At 60.3% G+C, this 17,379-nt stretch carries 12 protein-coding genes; 5 read left to right on the top strand and 7 right to left on the bottom strand.

Translation table 11 applies throughout. The annotated features are described in order from the left end of the window. The first annotated feature begins 53 nt into the window (after positions 1 to 53). The gene (locus tag RS694_RS18630; RefSeq protein ID WP_152528780.1) at positions 54 to 1,400 is read left to right on the top strand and encodes a tetratricopeptide repeat protein; all 1,347 of its coding nucleotides are present in this window, start codon (positions 54 to 56) and stop codon (positions 1,398 to 1,400) included. Positions 1,401 to 1,410: 10 nt separating this feature from the next. Next, on the top strand, positions 1,411 to 2,253 hold the full coding sequence (locus RS694_RS18625) for a FecR family protein (protein WP_029706557.1): 843 nt from the start codon (positions 1,411 to 1,413) through the stop codon (positions 2,251 to 2,253). Positions 2,254 to 2,362: 109 nt separating this feature from the next. On the opposite strand, the gene RS694_RS18620 is transcribed toward RS694_RS18625, so the two are convergent. From RS694_RS18620 to RS694_RS18610, 3 genes are read right to left on the bottom strand one after another with little or no spacing between them, the layout of a single operon-like run. Then, on the bottom strand, positions 2,363 to 3,118 hold the full coding sequence (locus RS694_RS18620; protein ID WP_029706556.1) for an SDR family NAD(P)-dependent oxidoreductase: 756 nt from the start codon (positions 3,116 to 3,118) through the stop codon (positions 2,363 to 2,365). A 4-nt stretch (positions 3,119 to 3,122) separates the two neighbouring features. Then, a complete protein-coding gene (locus RS694_RS18615; protein ID WP_029706555.1) occupies positions 3,123 to 4,418 on the bottom strand; it encodes an FAD-binding oxidoreductase in 1,296 nt (431 codons plus the stop codon). After that, positions 4,412 to 5,884, bottom strand: a complete 1,473-nt coding sequence (locus tag RS694_RS18610; RefSeq protein WP_244898405.1) for a UbiA family prenyltransferase — start codon at positions 5,882 to 5,884, stop codon at positions 4,412 to 4,414. Before RS694_RS18610 ends, RS694_RS18615 begins: the two co-directional genes overlap by 7 nt. A 194-nt stretch (positions 5,885 to 6,078) precedes the next feature. Between RS694_RS18610 and RS694_RS18605 the strand changes: the two genes are divergently transcribed. After that, positions 6,079 to 7,158 (top strand): class I SAM-dependent methyltransferase, encoded by a 1,080-nt coding sequence (locus tag RS694_RS18605; protein WP_029706553.1) that lies wholly within the window; start codon positions 6,079 to 6,081, stop codon positions 7,156 to 7,158. Between the two features lie 14 nt (positions 7,159 to 7,172). After that, positions 7,173 to 7,847 (top strand): methyltransferase domain-containing protein, encoded by a 675-nt coding sequence (locus RS694_RS18600; RefSeq protein ID WP_029706552.1) that lies wholly within the window; start codon positions 7,173 to 7,175, stop codon positions 7,845 to 7,847. A 4-nt stretch (positions 7,848 to 7,851) separates the two neighbouring features. Here the strand turns inward: RS694_RS18600 and RS694_RS20675 are convergent, their stop codons facing one another. Further along, positions 7,852 to 8,181, bottom strand: a complete 330-nt coding sequence (locus tag RS694_RS20675) for a class I SAM-dependent methyltransferase (RefSeq protein ID WP_206538095.1) — start codon at positions 8,179 to 8,181, stop codon at positions 7,852 to 7,854. Positions 8,182 to 8,478: 297 nt separating this feature from the next. Between RS694_RS20675 and RS694_RS18590 the strand changes: the two genes are divergently transcribed. Continuing rightward, positions 8,479 to 9,450 (top strand): class I SAM-dependent methyltransferase, encoded by a 972-nt coding sequence (locus tag RS694_RS18590; RefSeq protein WP_029706550.1) that lies wholly within the window; start codon positions 8,479 to 8,481, stop codon positions 9,448 to 9,450. On the opposite strand, the gene RS694_RS18585 is transcribed toward RS694_RS18590, so the two are convergent. The 3 genes from RS694_RS18585 to RS694_RS18575 are packed head-to-tail and all read right to left on the bottom strand — an operon-like array spanning position 9,398 to position 17,348. Then, positions 9,398 to 10,243, bottom strand: coding sequence for a class I SAM-dependent methyltransferase (locus RS694_RS18585; protein WP_029706549.1), 846 nt, complete (start codon positions 10,241 to 10,243; stop codon positions 9,398 to 9,400). The genes RS694_RS18590 and RS694_RS18585 overlap by 53 nt on opposite strands. Beyond that, positions 10,240 to 15,447, bottom strand: a complete 5,208-nt coding sequence (locus RS694_RS18580) for a tetratricopeptide repeat protein (RefSeq protein WP_206538094.1) — start codon at positions 15,445 to 15,447, stop codon at positions 10,240 to 10,242. The genes RS694_RS18585 and RS694_RS18580 overlap by 4 nt, the downstream gene beginning before the upstream one ends. Next, a complete protein-coding gene (locus RS694_RS18575) occupies positions 15,444 to 17,348 on the bottom strand; it encodes a glycosyltransferase (RefSeq protein WP_029706546.1) in 1,905 nt (634 codons plus the stop codon). The genes RS694_RS18580 and RS694_RS18575 overlap by 4 nt, the downstream gene beginning before the upstream one ends. Positions 17,349 to 17,379: the final 31 nt, after the last annotated feature.

Below are 17,379 nucleotides of genomic sequence, written 5' to 3'. Positions count from 1 at the left end.
AGCACTGATAGGGGGTCGTAAATATGCCGCATTCACCTGAACGTAATATGCCCTTGCGGGTCCTGGTTGGAGCCCTGGGGCTTCTGGCCTGCGTCAGTGCCACGGCCCAAAGCAACACTGCAGAGGCGTTGGAGCGCCAGACGGACGAAGCCTTTCGCCAGGTCTTCCAGCAACCGCAGGATTTGACGGGCTGGTCCAAATACGCCCAGTTGCTTGTGCAAGCAGGGAATTACGAAGGTGGCGTGGCCGCGCTGGAACGGCTGCTGCTGGACCCGCAGGCCCCCCCCGAAGTGCGCGTTGACGTTGGTGTTCTTTATTACCGCATGGGTTCCTACGCCATGGCCGAGAGCATGTTGCGCGACGCGGTAGCCGATGCGCGGTTGCAAGGCAGCAACCGCAGCCTGGCAGAGTCACTGCTGGCCGATACCCTCAAACGCAACAAGCGCAATCAGTTCAGCGGTGCGCTGACGCTGGGCGTGCGCCACCAGACCAACCCCACCTACCAGACCGACGATGCCCAGGTGCTGTCCGCGGGTGCCCTGGTTGCAGTGGCAAATGCCGACAAACCTTCTGCCGATCAAGATCTCGCTGTGGGTGTGCGGCTGAACCACTTCTATGACCTGGAGAGCCAGAACTCGGCCGCCATTGTTTCGAGTTTCGGTGCCTATGTGGTGGACTACAGCTCCTCTTCCGGTGACCCGGTGGCGGGTGTGAGCAAACCGTATGACTTGCAGATGCTGGACCTGAACACGGGCCTGCAATTCAAGCCCCTGCCAACCCAGGCGCCGGGCTTGACCTTGCGTCCGTATATCCTCCTGGCCAATCTGGTGACCCAGGGGCGGCAATACCTGACGAATCAAGGGTATGGACTGGATTTGAACTGGCAACCCCAGGAGAAAACGCTTTACCAGTTCACGCTGGACGACCAGCGCCGCGAGTTTGCCAACCGCGCGGATATTGCCAATGCAGATCAGCAGAATGGCCACCTGTACGGGTTTGTCGCACGCGTGAGCCAGGATCTGGGCGCAGGCCAGCTGATCATCGGGGAGTACGCCATGCGCCGCAACCGGGCCGAGCGCAATATCCACGATTCCGATTCGAATGAAATCCGTGTGACCTACTCCACCAGCTACGCCAGTCCGCTGTCCAAGGGCGAGTACTGGACCACGGCCTTCTGGATCGGCGCACTGGAGCGCTCGTACAGCGTGCCCAACCCGGGCGTGAGCCCAACAGAGACACGCAAGGACAATGAGTGGCGTATAGGCGTCAACAACACGGTGTCGCTGGCGCCCCTGTGGTCCCTGGTGCTTGCTGCAGAACACAGCCGCAACCAGGCCAACCTGCCCAATTACCGTTACCAGAATACGATGCTTTCCGGCACCGTGATTCGCAGCTTCTGAGGAGTACACGATGAGCCCGCCGATTAACAAAGACTGGTGGCTTGCCGCCGCGCTGACTGGTGCTGCCCTGCCCACGGCCATGGGGCAGGCGCCCGCCAACCCTGCCACCCGCCAGACGGCGGTGCTCACCACCGTCACACAGGGCACACCAACCACCTCCACCAGTACACCGATTTATATCGAGAGTGCAAGCGGGCAAAAGCTCACCACGGGGCCGAAGCAGAGCTTGCACGTGTTGTTCTCGGACCAGTCGGCCTTGACCCTCGGTCCTAACTCCGAGATTGTGATTGCCGAGTACCGGTTCAACAGGCAGACCAAAGATGGCAACCTGCTGATCGACATGACCAAGGGCCTGCTGCGCGTGGTGGGTGGTTTCATCAGCAAGAAGTCGGAAACCTTGGTGCGCACGAACACGGCAACCATCGGAATTCGCGGGGGTATCAGCAATGTCGAGACGGATGGTCAGAAAGCCAGCGGAACCTTTCTCTTCGGTCAGGGGATGAGCTTGACCGACAGCCAAGGCAATAGGCAGACCATTACCCGGGCAGGCTTTGGTGCCGACATTTCCGGTAGCGGCTTTTCGGAGCCACGCAGAATTACGGTCGGCGAACTCAGTAATCAGCTGCGGCGACTGGAGAGTCCGCCTAACAATAACCCAGGTACCCAACAACCTGGAGGCGCTCCTCCTGGGCAACTGCTGTCGACGGGGAATGTTCCGGGAGGGGCAAATACTCCGGGAGGTAGTCTCTCCCCTGACCGCTTGAAGAATGCCGTCGATACCAATGTGGGCAGTAACCCAAGCCAGACGCTTAGAAATATCCTGGCTGCTGGCAACGTACCAACCTCATCCTGAGTCTCTCAGACGCCAACCACCGTGCATGACCTGTGTGTGCCCCAGGTCTGGGCGGCGACACTGAGAAATCAGTGCATAGCCTTGTGTACGGCGGTTGAACCCCGGTCAGTCAGATATTGAGCCGGTGAAAGACAAAGCGTGGGAGATGGCGCAGGAGCAACATGACCAGTGCCCACTTTGCCGGTGCGTAGACCACAGGCCGACCGCGCGCCATGCCACGCACGATGGCGCGGGCCACCGCAGCAGGGTCTGCCAACGGCGTGCCCATGGATTTCAGCTGGGCTGTCATGGGCGTATCCGTGGGGCCCGGTTTGATTAAAACGACTTTCACACCCGTTGCCGCAAGGCGGTGCTGCAGGCCCTCGGCATAACGCTCTACAAGCCCTTTGGCAGCGCCATACACGTAGTTGGATTTCCGCCCGCGATCACCGGCCACAGAGCCGATGATGCCCAGCGTGCCTTTGCCGGCGCGCTCCATCCCGTCCACAAAGGCCTCTGCGAACAGTACGGGAGAGATGGCATTCACCCGAATCGCCGCCTGCGCCTGCGTCAGGTCCTGCTGGCAAGCCTGCTGATCCGGCAGCGCCCCGTGGGCAATCAAAACCATGTCAGGTACTTCCTGCGCCGTGGCTGCCTTTACCAGACTGGTGATGGACGCCGCCGATTCAAAGTCACCCACCATGGTTTCGATACGAGACAATGGGCTGCGAATGCGCAGGTCAGTGGCGATGGAATCGGTCCGCTCCTGGTTGCGCCCCATCAAAAGCAGCCGGACAGGCCTCTGCTGGAGCCACTGGCGTGCGCAATGCTCGGCGATGGCCGAGGTGGCACCCACAATGACGATGAACGTGTGAGACTGCGGCACGGTGTCAACTCCCCATGGTGCGGCGTGAAAATGCTGAACTGATTCCCGGGTCCCGATACTGCATGAACTCCTGCAGCTTGGGAAAACCGGCCTCGAACACGCTGCGTGGCATGCGTGCGTCCTTGGCGGGGTACAGACGGCCTCCCGCATGTTGCACGATGCTGTCCAGACGTGTGAACAGGCGCTGCGTGGCATCGCCATGGTTCGGGAAATCGAGGGCCAGTGTGACGCCGGGCTGCGCAAAACTCAGCATGCCGGGGGCGGTGCGGTCACCGAAGGTCTTGAGCACACTCAGGAATGAGCCTTCACCGCTGCTGCGAATTTCGCGCAGTATGGTTTGCAGTGCGTCTTTCCCCCATTGGCGCGGTATGACGCACTGGTACTGGTAGAAGCCTTTGGGGCCGTACATCAGGTTCCAGCCTTGCAGTCGATCCAGTGGGTGAAAAAACGCGGTGTAGTGCATACGCCGCTCAGTGTTGCGCCGATTCAGGTGAAAGTAAGCCGCATTGAGCGCACCCAGGCTGAAGCGGTTGATGGGTGACACCGGCGGGGTATAAGCCAGCGTAAACCTGCGGTCCGTGGGCACCTTCCCTTCCGTGCCAGATGCCGGATTCGCCCGCATGAAAATGCCACGCGCCTTACGGCCGGACAGGCAGTCTATCCATGCCACGGTGTGTTCCCATCCGGCAACGGACGCATCCGCCAGCGAGAAGAATTCATCGAGCCCGGCATAGGCCATGTTCTGGGCTTCCAGCCAGGGGCCTTGAACGCGCTGCAAGGCGAGCGTCGCATGGGTGATGACACCTGTCAGGCCCAGACCACCGACCGTTGCGGCAAACCAGTCGTTTCGCAACGCGGGGCCGCATTGCAATACCTCGCCATCGGTGCGCAGCAGGCGCACCTCATGCACGTGGTCGCCGAAGCTGCCCTGCCGATGGTGATTTTTGCCGTGCACATCATTGGCAATGGCCCCGCCCACCGTGACAAACCGGGTGCCGGGAACCACGGGTAACATCCAGCCGCGTGGGATGAACAGATCCTGGATATCGCCCAGACTTACCCCTGCCTCGCAGGTCAACACACCGGTCTTATCGTCCCACGACACGAACCGGTCCAGGTGCGTGGTGGTCCAGAGTGTTCCGCCAGGATTCAGGCCAACGTCACCGTAGCTCCGGCCCAGGCCGTGGGCCAGGCCGCGATTGCCAGGGGGCAATCGCAGTGCATCCATGTGCTGGCGCAGCAGTGGCTGCAGATAGTGGGGCTCCGCAGCGAGGCGCCCCCAGGATGCGACTTTCACCATGGGAGCGTCTGGCTTCCCAGCACCAGCGCCATGCCAAAGAGTGCTGCGGAAAGCAGACTCGCCTTGTCCCGGAATGCAAAGACCAGCGGGTCATCGTGCATCTCGCCGCGGAACGCGCGCAGCCAGATCCAGCTGATCCAGAACAGCGTCACCGGTACGGCGATCCACACCAGCTCTGGTGTTTTGTACAGGCGCACGATGGCTTCGCTGTTGAGGTACAGCGCCAAGACCAGCACTGCGCAGTAGCCGGATACAACGCCGAACAGTTGAATCATGGGTGCATCGGCAGAAACGTAGCCGCGCCCAGGGGCCTCAGACGCCCCTGCAGACATCGGCTGGTGCAATTCGGCATACCGTTTTACAAATGCCAGCGAGAGAAACAGAAAAAACGAGAACGCAAGTAACCAGAACGACATCGGTACGCCAATGACTGCAGCGCCTGCAATGACGCGCAGCATGTGCAGTGTCGCCAGGGTCAGACAGTCGATCAGCACGACACGTTTGAGCCAGCAGGAGTACAGCCAGGTCAGGGCGAAGTAGGTGCTGAGCCATCCCACAAAAGCTGGCCCTACCGGTACCGACAACGCAAGGCTGGCCAGCGCCAACAGGGGAATCAGTAGCACGCCTTGGGCGACGGGCAGTGCGCCTGCAGCAAAAGGACGGGCGCGCTTTCGCGGATGTCGCCGGTCATTCTCGAGATCCATCAGGTCGTTGGCGATGTAGACGGAAGACGCACACAGACTGAAAGCCGCGAAAGCCATCACCAGCAATGCCCAGGCATGCATGTCGCCTATCTGGTGCGCCGCAAACAGGGCAACAAAGAGCAGTGCATTTTTTGCCCAATGGTGCACACGCAAGGCACTGCACCATGTGGCGAGGCGCGGGCGTTCGGGTGGAAAAACCTGTTCAATCGCACAGGCATCCCGCGCCTGCGCCAATATCTTTGGCGTGGCGTTCACCACAATGCCCCGGCGTGCCGCGCGCCAGACCGGCAGGTCCGCTAAAGCGTTGCCTGCGTAATCAAACCCTGTCGCGCCGAAGCGTGCAGTCAAGGTGTCGGCCTTCTGTTGCCCGGCCCTATTGACCGCACCGTCGCTGGCGATCACCTCGTCGAACAGGGCGCAATGAGCAGCGATATTGCGGGCCTGCCGCAGATCCGACGCGGTGCACAGAATCAGCGATCGGCCGCTTTGACGCTGCAGCCGCAACCAGTTGAGGAACGGCTCGTTGTAAGGCAGAAGGCTTGCGTCGAACGGTGTTTTTTTAGCAAGCCACTGTTTCATGGCCGCCTTGCCGCGTATCAGCCAGAGGGGGATTTGCAGCACCGAAAGCGGGCTAGTGCGAAAGAGTCGCACGGCCGATTCATGGAGCATATCGGTGCGAATCAGTGTTCCGTCGAGATCAACCACCAAGGGCGGTTCTGCGTATTCGCCAGGCGGCGAGGCGACAAGAGCAGGCGGGTGCAACACAACTCCAGTTGAACTTCGGCACAGGCCGTTGATGCGCTTTGCGGGATGCGCGCAAGTGCAGGCACACGTGGAGGCATTGTAGCCACCGCCTCTCGGTATTTGCATGTGGCTTGGGGGCCGTTGGGGGCGTATCCCCTACGGTATAGTTGAACGCACATGCCCCTGCCGACGAGGCCTATGACACATCGCCCATGAACATTTACCAGGCAGACATCCAGTTGGCCGCCGCCAAACATCTGCGGTGGATGCCGGACAGCATTGTTGTCGAGGAGGATCGAATCACGGTGTCGGGATGGGCACTGTCAGTTTGGGATAGCCATGATCAGCGGCGTGTTTTGATCAACGGTGTTGATTTTGAACAGGTTGCGTGGTCGCTTGCTTCGCCCGACCTGCTGGTCCCATTTGGCGATGTGCCTGGCGCAGCCGTTTCGCGCTTTCACTGCTGGCATCGAAAGACCAACGGGCAGAGTATGTTTCCGGAGGGTTTTGCCCGCTTGAACGTAACAGGACGGTTTGGTGAGCACCGGTTGTCATACCGAACGGCCTGGTATGTTGCAGATCCGGCACGTGAGCAGGATATGCCATCGCTCGCGCAGATCGAGCGGGTTATCGGCAATGGCGACCAGCGCGCATTTCTGCTTGGCGGAGCCACTATCGTTAAGCGCTTTGAGCAACTGCTGTTGGAGCGGTTTGAGCGGCCGCTATCGTCTTTTGAGTCGATTCTCGACTGGGGATGTGGGGCGGGGCGTCTGAGCAGATACCTGTCTCTTTTGTCACCGTCGGTGACTGGCATCGACATCGATGCAGACAACATTGCAAGTTGTGCGCGAACGATACCCGGTGCCCGCTTTATGCAGGTCGATCTGATGCCACCGACATCCTTTCCAGAGGCCGCTTTTGATCTGGTTTTGGGGTTGTCAGTCCTGACGCATCTTGATGAGGTTGTGCAAGATGCCTGGCTTGCGGAGTTGCGCCGCATTACACGTCCGAACGCCTTGCTCATGCTGTCGGTTCAGGGGCTGGCACAAATGGCGCTCTATCGCACGCCGCCCGAACTTCATCTCGAAGTGCATCGCAGTGGCTTCTTCGATGCAGGTGCAAATAGCCAATTGCAGGAAGTGGTTGCAGATGCTTCCTACTATCGCAACGTAATGCATTCTCCGGACTACATCATGGTGCGGTGGTCGAGGTGGTTTGACGTACTCGACATCATTGAAGGTACGGCTGGCAATCAGGATGTCGTGCTGCTTCGACGTCGCACAGACGACTGAACAGGAAAAAAGCAATGCATCCGAGCGCGCTAGACAATGGGAAACTTTTCTTTGCGACCTATCTGGAAGCGGGTTCAGACACGCTGGTGCTTGACATTGGTGCCCAGGATGTCAATGGCTCTTTGCGGCAACTGGTGCCGCCCGGTGCGCGGTATTTAGGCCTGGATTTCGTTGCAGGCCGGGGCGTTGACCTGGTACTGGAAGACCCCTACCAACTGCCGTTTGCCGATGGCACGGCGGATGTGGTGGTCAGCAGTTCGTGCTTCGAACACATCGAGATGTTCTGGCTGATGTTCAATGAAATCCTTAGGGTGCTCAAGCCCCATGGCCTGTTTTATCTGAATGCGCCCTCGAACGGCGATTTCCATCGCTACCCCGTGGACTGCTGGCGGTTTTATCCCGATGCAGGGGACGCGTTAGTGCGTTGGGCAAACAGATCGGGTTACCAGCCAGCCCTGCTGGAGTCGTTCACCACCTACCAGCGTCTTGATGTCTGGAATGACTTCATCGCAGTGTTCGTCAAGAATGTGGCCTGCGTAGATCGCCATGCTGCGCGTATGCTGGATGGCCTCGACCGTTACATGAACGGCCGCCGATACGGGGTTGAAGGTATCCAGAATCCCCACACCGCATCTGAGGATGGGGCCAAGTTGCACCTCCTCACAGGGCACTCCAAACCGCAGTCATGAGTTTTTAGCGGAGCTTGCGCAGCCAAAGGCTGGCTCCCGTATTGCGCAGGCACAAAGGCATTTTGGTTTCAAAGAACTCCCGGTGAAAATGCGTCATGAACGTATTCATCAGCTCGACCCGGAAGTGGCTGTTGTATTGCATGAACGCGCGGATGAGGTAAGCCTCGTTCCAGGTGCGGCCTTCGTAGATCCATTCCTTCGGATACTCAAACGGATAGAAGATATCGTGCAAATGGATCACGACACCCGGTGCCAGCAATGGGAATATCTCGAATACCAGACGGTTGACATCGCTGCCAACCTTGCCAACGTGGGTGGAGTCGATGAACAGCACGTCGTTCGCCTCCAGCTGCTTGAACACCGCAATATCGACCAGCTGCAGGGGTTTCGAAATAATAGCGAAGCCCGGGGCTTGTGCCGCTCCCCAAATGGCATGTCTGCGTACAAAAGTGCGAACTGCTCCAACAAGGCCATTTGCGCAGCTTCCTGCATGTCGATAGCTGTCACGCTGCTCGGCACCGGGCCGAACATCTGGGCCTCACGGCCCGTGGTCTGTTGCTGGTATCCCGACAGCATTCTGCAAGTTGTTGCGCCACAATATCCATCGGCGTATTCCATGCACACTTGTCTCATGTCACATATCGACACCACGGGGGATATCAACCACGATCTGGCGGGTCGGCTGGATTCCGTTTGGGGAGATCCTGCGACCTGGGTGGCGAACGGCTTGCAATGGATGCATCTCCAGACGGTCAGTGACCGTATGCAGGCGCAAGTGACTGGAAATTTATCCGTCACGCCTTTGGAGTGGTTTTTTACGGCAGTGCGTGCGCGACAGCCTGTTCCGCTTCGGCGGGTTCTGGTCCTGGGGTGTGGTCAGGGCTATGTCGAAAGACAGATTGCTCAAAACGGTTGGGCCCAGGAGATTGTGGCGATTGACCTGTCTGCCAAAGTGCTGGAGGTAGCGCGCGCAAACGCTGCGGTGGCGGGGGCACCCATTCAATACATCCAGGCTGATATGAACCGCTTGCCCATCGGACAGTCAGGGTTTGAGCCCAGTAGCTTCGATGCCGTGCTGGGCGTCTCCAGCGTGCACCACTGCGCCGAACTGGAACAGCTTTATGCCAGTGTGGCGGCGCTACTGGCCCCTGGGGGCTGGTTTTACCTGGACGAGTATGTGGGACCTGACCGGTTTCAATATCCGGCGCATCAGGTACGGTTCATGAATCAATTGTTGGACCTGCTGCCCGACAAGCTTCGTACAACGCTGGATGGCCGGGTCAAGGCCAATATCTGGCGACCTTCGGTGGATGAGGTCATTGCGGTGGATCCCAGTGAGGCTGTGCGCTCTTCAGCGCTGTTGTCTTTGCTCGATCCGTATTTTGAGGTACTGGAGCAACGCCCTTACGGGGGTGCGCTTTTGCGTGTGGTTCTGGCGGATATTGCGCAGAACTTCCAGAGCGTTGCTGCGGAGCCTTATCTGCACAGTCTGCTGGAGGCAGAGGAGGAATTGTTCCGTGCAGGGCGGTTGCAGCGGGACCTTGTGTGCGTCATTGCCCGCGTGCGGACTGCAGCCAGCGCGCCATCCATTGTGGATCGTTGAGGCCCAGTGGAAAGACGCTCTCTGGTGCAGCCACTGCGCGGTCGGCTGGTAGAGAAGCATAGGCTTGATGGATATGCCCCAGACGGGCGCTCAGGACACGGTTGGATGGATCGAGCCCCGTCACAACGGTCAAACCAGTGGGTGCAGTCGGCAGGGTCACGATGTGCAGGTCGGGGCGCAGGCTCCGCAGGCATGGCACGATTTTCCACCCATCACCCGTGTAGAAACCAGTACGGTGTTCGTGTGTCGCGGTCGCAGAGTTCAGTGGCAAGGTGTCGTGCAGCAATATCACGGAGCGAGGCGCCGCGTAACGCTCCGCGGCGATGAAGTCGTCAAGCACGGCTTCGAAGTGGTGGTCGCCGTCGATGAATGCAAGCTCATGGCCGTTGGGCTCCAGCCCGCTGTCTGCCGGTACCGCTGCAAAAAAAGCAGCGCTGGTCTGGCGGTACAGGCGCGCGGCACCCTTGCAGCGGTCTAGCGGGTTTCCCTTGGGGGCAGGGTCAACACCCACGATCCGGGTGGAAGGCAAAGCCAGCGCCAGGGAGTCGCCCTTTTCCACGCCGATTTCCAGATAGAGCCTGGGCACCAGATGGATGTGAAACCAGGCCAGCCAGAACCGGTAGTCGGGCCCTGGCCAGCGTAGCCGCGCAAGTGCAACGTGCACACCGGGCAGGTTGGCCTCCTGGACCAGTGCGTCCCGCAGGCTGTCCTGGGCCGCAGCGTCGTCTCCTTGGGCGGTGAGGCGGCGAAACTTCCGCAAGGCCTCCACTTCCAGGGGATGCGGGGCGCTCATCGCGACTCCCGTGTCTGTGCATTGAGCACGGTTTGCAGCGCATGGCCAAAGCGTTCGGGGGCATACCGGGTGTTGCATTGTTGCCAGGCCGCGTGCTGCTGGCTTTGCCACAGTCCATCGTCGTGAAGAAGGCGCGCAATACCGCGTGCGAAAGCCTCGGCGTTGCGCGCCGACTGGATGTCGATTCCATCGTCCCAGCCCAACTGCCGCACCAGTACGGCCGACGCCACGACGGGAAGTCCGTGGGCGGCGGCCTCAATCACCTTGGCGGGAACGCCTCCCGCAAACCGTACCGGTGCGACGAAGACGCGGGCACTGTCGTACAGCGGCTCCAGGTTCTCCTTGGGACCCAGCACATGCACATCTTCACTCGCCAGCGCGCTCACTCGGTGCGAGCGGTTAATGCCCACCACAGACAAGACTGGTGGCTGCGGCAGCAGGGTGCGCAGAAGGGGCATGACATGTTCGATGAACCAGATCAGACCATCTTCATTCGGCGTGTCGGGGTGCAAGGTGCCCACGAACAGCAGTCCGCTGCGGTGCTGTGCGCCCGGTGCCGAGCGGCGTGCAGAGATCGCGTGGCTCAAAATCGTCACCTGATGGCCCGCGGCACGGAAACAGCTGGCATCGCGTTCCGACACCACGAGTACCTGGTCTGCGCCTCTGGCCAAAGCAATTTCAGCAGCCAGTTTCGCTTGCGCGGCGTGCCGCGATAGAGGGAGGCCTTTGACAGCGGCCTCTGCGATTTCGCGCAACGCGAACAAGGCCTCTGCGTCATAGACCAAACGCATTTTGGCGAAGAGTTCCGGCCTGCGCTGGCGCAAAGGCAGCAAAGCCTCCAGGTTGGGCGGGCGGCTGACCACCAGTACGTCGTACAGGCCCCGACGCTGTTCGAGAAAGGATTCCAGCCGGCCCATGCCATAACCCAGCATCACTTCGGTGCTCGGTGGTACTGACGCGTACACATCCCGCCAATCATCTTCGGCCAACCACAGCGGGAAGAAGGTGACTGGCCAGTCGCGCAGTGACTGCAGCATCAATCGGGCGCGCGGCAGGCCGCCGCCCCTCACCATGTGCGGCACCTCGTTATCAATGATAAGAACACGGGGGCGGCGTGGATAGTCTTCCGGTGAACACCAGCGGTCACCATCCAAGCGTTGTGGTGTGGCCAGCGGCTGATTTTTCAGCCATGCGCTGTGACGGGCCAGGAACAGCTTCTGGTTGCTGCGCATCTGGCCTGGTGCTTCGTCGCCAGTGGCGCTTCCCCACTCCAAGTGTTCCACCAGTACCGCTGGCTCATACACCACCCGAAACCCCGCCTGCCAGACGCGCAGGCAAAAGTCTGTATCTTCGTAATAGGCTGGCGCGAATGTTTCGTCAAAACCACCCAGCATGCGCCAGATCGGCATGGGTACCGCCAGAAGCACGCCCGATACATAGTCGGTGGCGCGACTGGCCATGGCTGCGGGACAAAACGGGTTGTCATCCCGGCCGATACCCACCGTCCGACCGTCACGGAAGATTCTGTTGCCTGCTTCCTGGAGGCCTCCACGGGTCAGCACGATACGGCCTCCCAGTGCGCCTATGGCCGGTTCGGCGTCCAGCCGCGTACATGCGGCCGCCAAGGCGCCTTGCTGCAGGACCGCATCACTGTTGAGTAGCACCAGATGGCGTCCCCTGGCCAGCGTAGCCGCTTGGTTGGCGGCAAGCAGGAAACCCAGATTCTGCGCATTCGACACAATGCGTGCGCCGCGCACACGCTCCAGCAGCGAAAAGGTTTCATCGCTGGATGCGTTGTTCACAATGATGGTCTCGAAGGTTATTCCCCGTTGATCCGCCAGTGCCTGTAGTGTTTTGTGTGTCAGCCCCGCCTGGTTGTAGAGCACAACGACCACTGACAGGTCTGGCGTTGCACTGCCCGGTATCTCAGGGAAATCCAGGTGGGCGGGTTTGTCCAGCCATACATGGAGCGCGCGCCGCGCCCAGGCACGGAAGTGGTCTTTTGGATCGGTACTGAGGGTGACTTTGGACAGATGGTCCAGAAAGTTTCTACAGGCACGTTCTATCTGAGCTGCCACACGGCGCCCATCGACCAGCGGCGAGTTCACCATGCGTGAGCGCAAGGTGGTGCGGTGATGTCTGAGTGCCTCGATGTTGGAGGCAAGACGGGTGGCGATTTGGACGTAAGCGGCATTGGTGTCCGCCGCCCACTCCTTCAGCCCGAGTGCCGTAAGGATGGAGAGTGCCTGGCGCGCGCCCGCCCAGTCGCCTGATCGGCTCACCACGGGCACACCCATCCACAGCGGGTCGAGCAGGCTCAATCCTCCGTTGCTCGGGAAGCTGTCAAGTACCAGATCAACCTGCTGGAACCACTGCAACAGTCCTTCATAGTTGCGTGGAGGATCAAATGCCACGCGTGCATCAGCAACGCCGTTGGAGCGCAGAACCTCCAGAATCTGCGCGCGTTGCGGCCAGTCGCCAGCGACCTCACCAATGAAGCGGATCTCAGACCGCGGCGTGGCCATGACCACTTGGGCCCAGGTTTCAAGGCTGGTCTGGTTCAGGCGCAACCCGCGCGCGGTGACACCGAAGGTGACGAAGCCGTTGTGCAATGCAGGGGGATTGAGCGTGTCTGGCGCATGCACGGGTGGGTCCCAGCACCATTGGCCACCGTCGATTCGCCACAACGCTTCCTCATAGTGGGCATCGTGCGTGACCGGTACGGCTTGTGCGTCGGTCAACAGAACATCAAACAGACCTCCGGCCGTGCCCCAGCAGCCGAGCCAGCCCGCCTGCAAGGGGGCCAGACGACGCGCATACGCTTCCAGCAGACCAAGCTGGCCTTCGAAAGGATGGAGACCCCCTGCATCAATGACCGCATCGATCTGGAGCGCCGCACAGGAGGTGGCCAGGGTTTCAAGCACCAGCGGCTCACTATGGATGTGTGGCGGGAGCAACGGCAGGGGGCGGTTGCTGAAGACAAAAACCTCTGCTTGCTCTGGATCGTGGTTGGCCAATACGCGGCGCAACAGGCTCTGGTGCAGTTGTCCCGCAATGTAGGCGATGCGCAGGCGTGCCCCCTGCCTGAAGGGCTGGGTTGGCGGGTTCAGCTTGCTCAAACCAACCCGCAGTTTGAGTGTCCTGTACCAATCGCGTGCAGCCAGTGCCAGATATGGGGGGGTAGACGTATCCGATAAGGAGGCGTTGTAGAGCGCTGCGGTGGCAATCCACGGATCGAGAGGGAATTCCTGCACCGCAACACCGGCCAGTCTGCCCAGGTAGGTGTGGCCGTGGCGGGCAGTGGCGTCCGCCAGCGCATCGCGCAGGGCCGTTTGTCGCGCGCGCGGTGACAGCAAGTCCAAGACTGCGCGCGCACCCACTGTGCCCAGTCCCACGAGGCGTACCAGCACCTTTGCGGTCTCTTCAATACGCTGGCGGTCACTCAATAGGCGATGGCAAACGCTGAGTGCACGCTCCTGCCCGTTCGGAAGTTGACAGGACCCCTCCGTCAGCAGGCGGGCTTTCATCAGCAAGGCTGCTGAATGGGCTGGGTGTTGGCGCAAAAGTTCATCGACCGCTTCAAGTCCACGGGTGAACTCGCCCCCGCGCAGCCGTACCTCTGCAAGCTCCAGCAAAGGTATCGGGTCATCTGGAGCCAATGCCTGGACACGCAAAAAAGCCAGTTGCGCCTGGCCCAGACGCTTGTTCGCCAGCATGACCCAGCCCAGCTGTCGCAGGCTGTGGATGTTGTCCGGTTGCAGATGAAGGGCTGTCTCAATGGCCGCTTCCGCTTCGCTCAGTCGACCCTGCCGGTAGCGCACATCACAGAGTGCGCGCCAGGCTTCGGCATTCTGAGGCGCGTGTGCCACGGCGGCTTGCGCAAAACGGCTGGCGTCGGCCAGGTGGTTGGCGGCCGCGAATACAAATGCCGCCTGAATCTTGGCGCCTGCATCGTTAGGCGTCTGCGTCAGCAAGCGTCGCACGGCATCTTGTGCTGTTGCCAGGTCACCTTGCTCCCGTGCCACCCAGCCCAGCGTGCGCAAGGCTTCCGTATTACTCGCATCCTGCTGCAAAGCACGTGTCAGTGCGCGCCGCGCAAGGCGATGTTTGCCACGCTGAAGATGAGCAACAGCCAGCAGGCGCCAGAGATCGCTATCGGTTGGGGTCGCACGCAGCAATAAAAGCACGTGTCTGCGCGCTTCCTGTGTCTGTTTCAAGTCAAGCAAAACCTGCACTATCAAGGCCTGCACAGGTGCGGATTGCGATGGCTGTTGCCGCACCTGTTGCAATAGCCAGAGCGCCGCTTCAGTCTCGCCCCAACCCACCTGGATCTGCGCACGGCGCAACAGCGCGCCCGCGTTTTCCATATCCCGTTGTTGGACTTCGTTATAACTTTTGTCCGCCGCCCGCAGGTCACCTGCACGGTGTTGCAACACGCCCAGAAGGTACCAGGCGTCAGGCTGCTCGGGATGGGCTTGTGTCTGGGCACGCGCCAGCGCAATGGCCTGTTCGGTGCGGCCTTGGTCCCACTCGTGCAACGCAAGCTGTGTCGTCAGTTCAGCGTCATCGGGAACACGGGCAAGACCTTCATACAGCGTTTTTCCGGCTTGGTCCGTTTGCTGCAGGGCCACCTGGCACTGCGCGAGGTGCAGATGGAGCCTGCGTTGTTCCGATGCGTCATGGGGAAAGGCAGCGATGGCTTCTTCATACAGAAGCGCAGCGTCGCGCATATTCCCCAACTGTTGCTGCAACCATCCCAACTGCAACACCCGCTGCGGCAGGCGGGCAGTCTGCAGTGCTCTCTGGGACCATGCCAAGGCCTCTGGCAGCTGCCCCAGGCCGTGCAACAGCCAGGCCAACGCAAAGGCCGCTTCATCCAGGCTTTCGTCCAGAAGGCAGGCGCGGCGCAGGGCGTCTGCGGCCATGACGGTGTCACCACGTTGCTGATAAAGCAGACCCACATACCAGTGCAAAGGGGCGTAGCGTGGTGTACGCGTCAATGCCGGCAGCAGCACATCATGGGCTTCGTCTAGCTGACCTGTTCCGAGCAGGAAGAACCCCAATGCTGCGGCAGCCTGCGGCGTTTCACCAATAGAAATCGCTTGTCTGGCCAGCTGCAACGCCGCAGAGGCATCTCCCTTTTTGAAGCGATCCCATGCTTCACTGAGCAAATCCGTTGCGCGCACTGCCCCGTTGTTGCTCACGCCAGCGTACCGCCTGTGGAGGGGGAAGGCTTTTCACAAACCACGGTAAACATCGGGACTTCCCGATCTTCAGCGGGCTGTTTTTGGGTGTGGTATGTCACTCTGAACTGCGTGAAACCGAGCAAACCCAGTGCCGATATGAAAAACTGCGGCGTGAAGTGCCACCAAGTGTGAACTTGGTTAACCCCGGTGTGTGGCAACAGCCTGCACAGAGGCTCTTCTCCCAGAGTCGGATCGTGTAATTCTGTGACGATGATGGTGCTACGGGTCCGTTCTGCAACGCTTTGCAACATGTCAAATGGTCTGCGGCAATGCAGCAGTATTGAGGCCAGCAGGCTGATGTCGAACGGGCCGAAGTCTTCCGGAAGCAGATACGGGTCTCCTTCGAACATCCTCACCCTCGATGCGTTTTGGTGGTGCACGTACCAGAACGAATTGCGCACTTTCTCTATCGTGTTGGTGAATTCGTCACGCCAGCCCTGGTGGTCGAATTCCTTGAACGGAACGACATCCCACAGATGCGACATTGGTGGTTCCAAGCAGGTGACGGATGCGCCAGCAGCCTCCATGTAGAAAGACAAAAATCCACTCGCAGGACCAATTTCCAGGACCGATTGCCCGGTAACTCCCGTATCGCCCAAATAAGCGAAAGAGTCTGGACGCAAATCCCATTGGCCGGTTACTTCCTCGCCATCGGCCAACGTGTACGAATGGTAGAAGTCGCAATCTTCACGGCGTGGCGCGCGTGGTGAAATTTCCCGCAACGAAGGGGTCGAAACAACGGGCGTGGCTGCATGGGCGACGGGTGGGACCGCTATGTCGGAAGCGTCGTAAGCGCGGGCGGGTCGACTTTCGGCTGCCCGCGTGGTCTGGCTGGCATGCAATGCCAACAGGCTAAGTAACCGCCCTGCGATGACGGGTGTAGACGTCACATGGAGCATGGCCTGGCGTTGTGCCGCATCGCGCTGGACGGCGCTGATCACGGGGTCGTAAAGCTGCCGCAGCGCATGCGCCCACTCTTGGATGGGGGCTTCTGGCGCCAGGACGTGTCCGCCCTGTCCCACCAGTTGGGGCAAGGCGCCACGGTTGCTGGCCAGTACCGGCAAGCCATTGAGCTGGGCCTCCACCACCGTGCGACCGAATGATTCTTCCCATACCGAGGGCATGAGCAGCAGCCGCGAGTGGGCAAATACTTCGCGCATGTCTTGGGTGGGTCTATGCCACTCGATGTTGCCCAACTGTGCGGCACGGTCAAGGCAGTAAGCGCGCCAATGGGGATTGATGTTCCAGCTTTCCATCACCAGAAATGGAAGTTCTGGACACGCCGCAGCCAGCGAGAACAGCATCTCGACGCCCTTGATAGGGATCGGATTGACAAACAGCACCTTGTCGCCTGTTTGTGCTACCAGATAGGGCTCCTGAGCAATTACGGGTGGAATCACCGCGCAGTCGATGCCGTACAGGGCGTGCCAGCGTTGCGCGGTGAAATCCGAATTGGCCAGGTAAAGCAGGGACGGGTCCGGCGCAAGGTGGCCCGCCAGTTGGTGGGTCTCTACATTGTGTAAATACACGGCGGTAGGGCGCCCGGAAGAAAGGCTGGCCAGCACCATCGGTGCCAGCGCCGTGCCGCTTTGTACAACAATGGCATCGGCACCCCATGCGGCCGCAGCCATTGGCAGCGCGAGTTCTGGCGTGTCGGCGCGCAGTACCAAATAGCCTAGGCTTTCATCGCCGCTGGCAGGTAGTTCTGGGCTGTCCTTGTCGCGGGCGAGCCGTCCACACAGGACGGCAGCATCTCCGCCGATGGCCTTGATAGCCAGACACAGGTCATGGGTTGTGGTCTGAAGCCCTCCGGTGATGTCGGGCAGATGGGCATAGTTGGAGACGAAGAGAACACGCATGGTGCGGCAATCATATTAGAAGCACACGCGT

The organism is Rhodoferax saidenbachensis (genome assembly GCF_001955715.1).
GTDB lineage: Bacteria > Pseudomonadota > Gammaproteobacteria > Burkholderiales > Burkholderiaceae_C > Allorhodoferax > Allorhodoferax saidenbachensis.
This window is presented reverse-complemented; position numbering and strand designations above follow the sequence as displayed.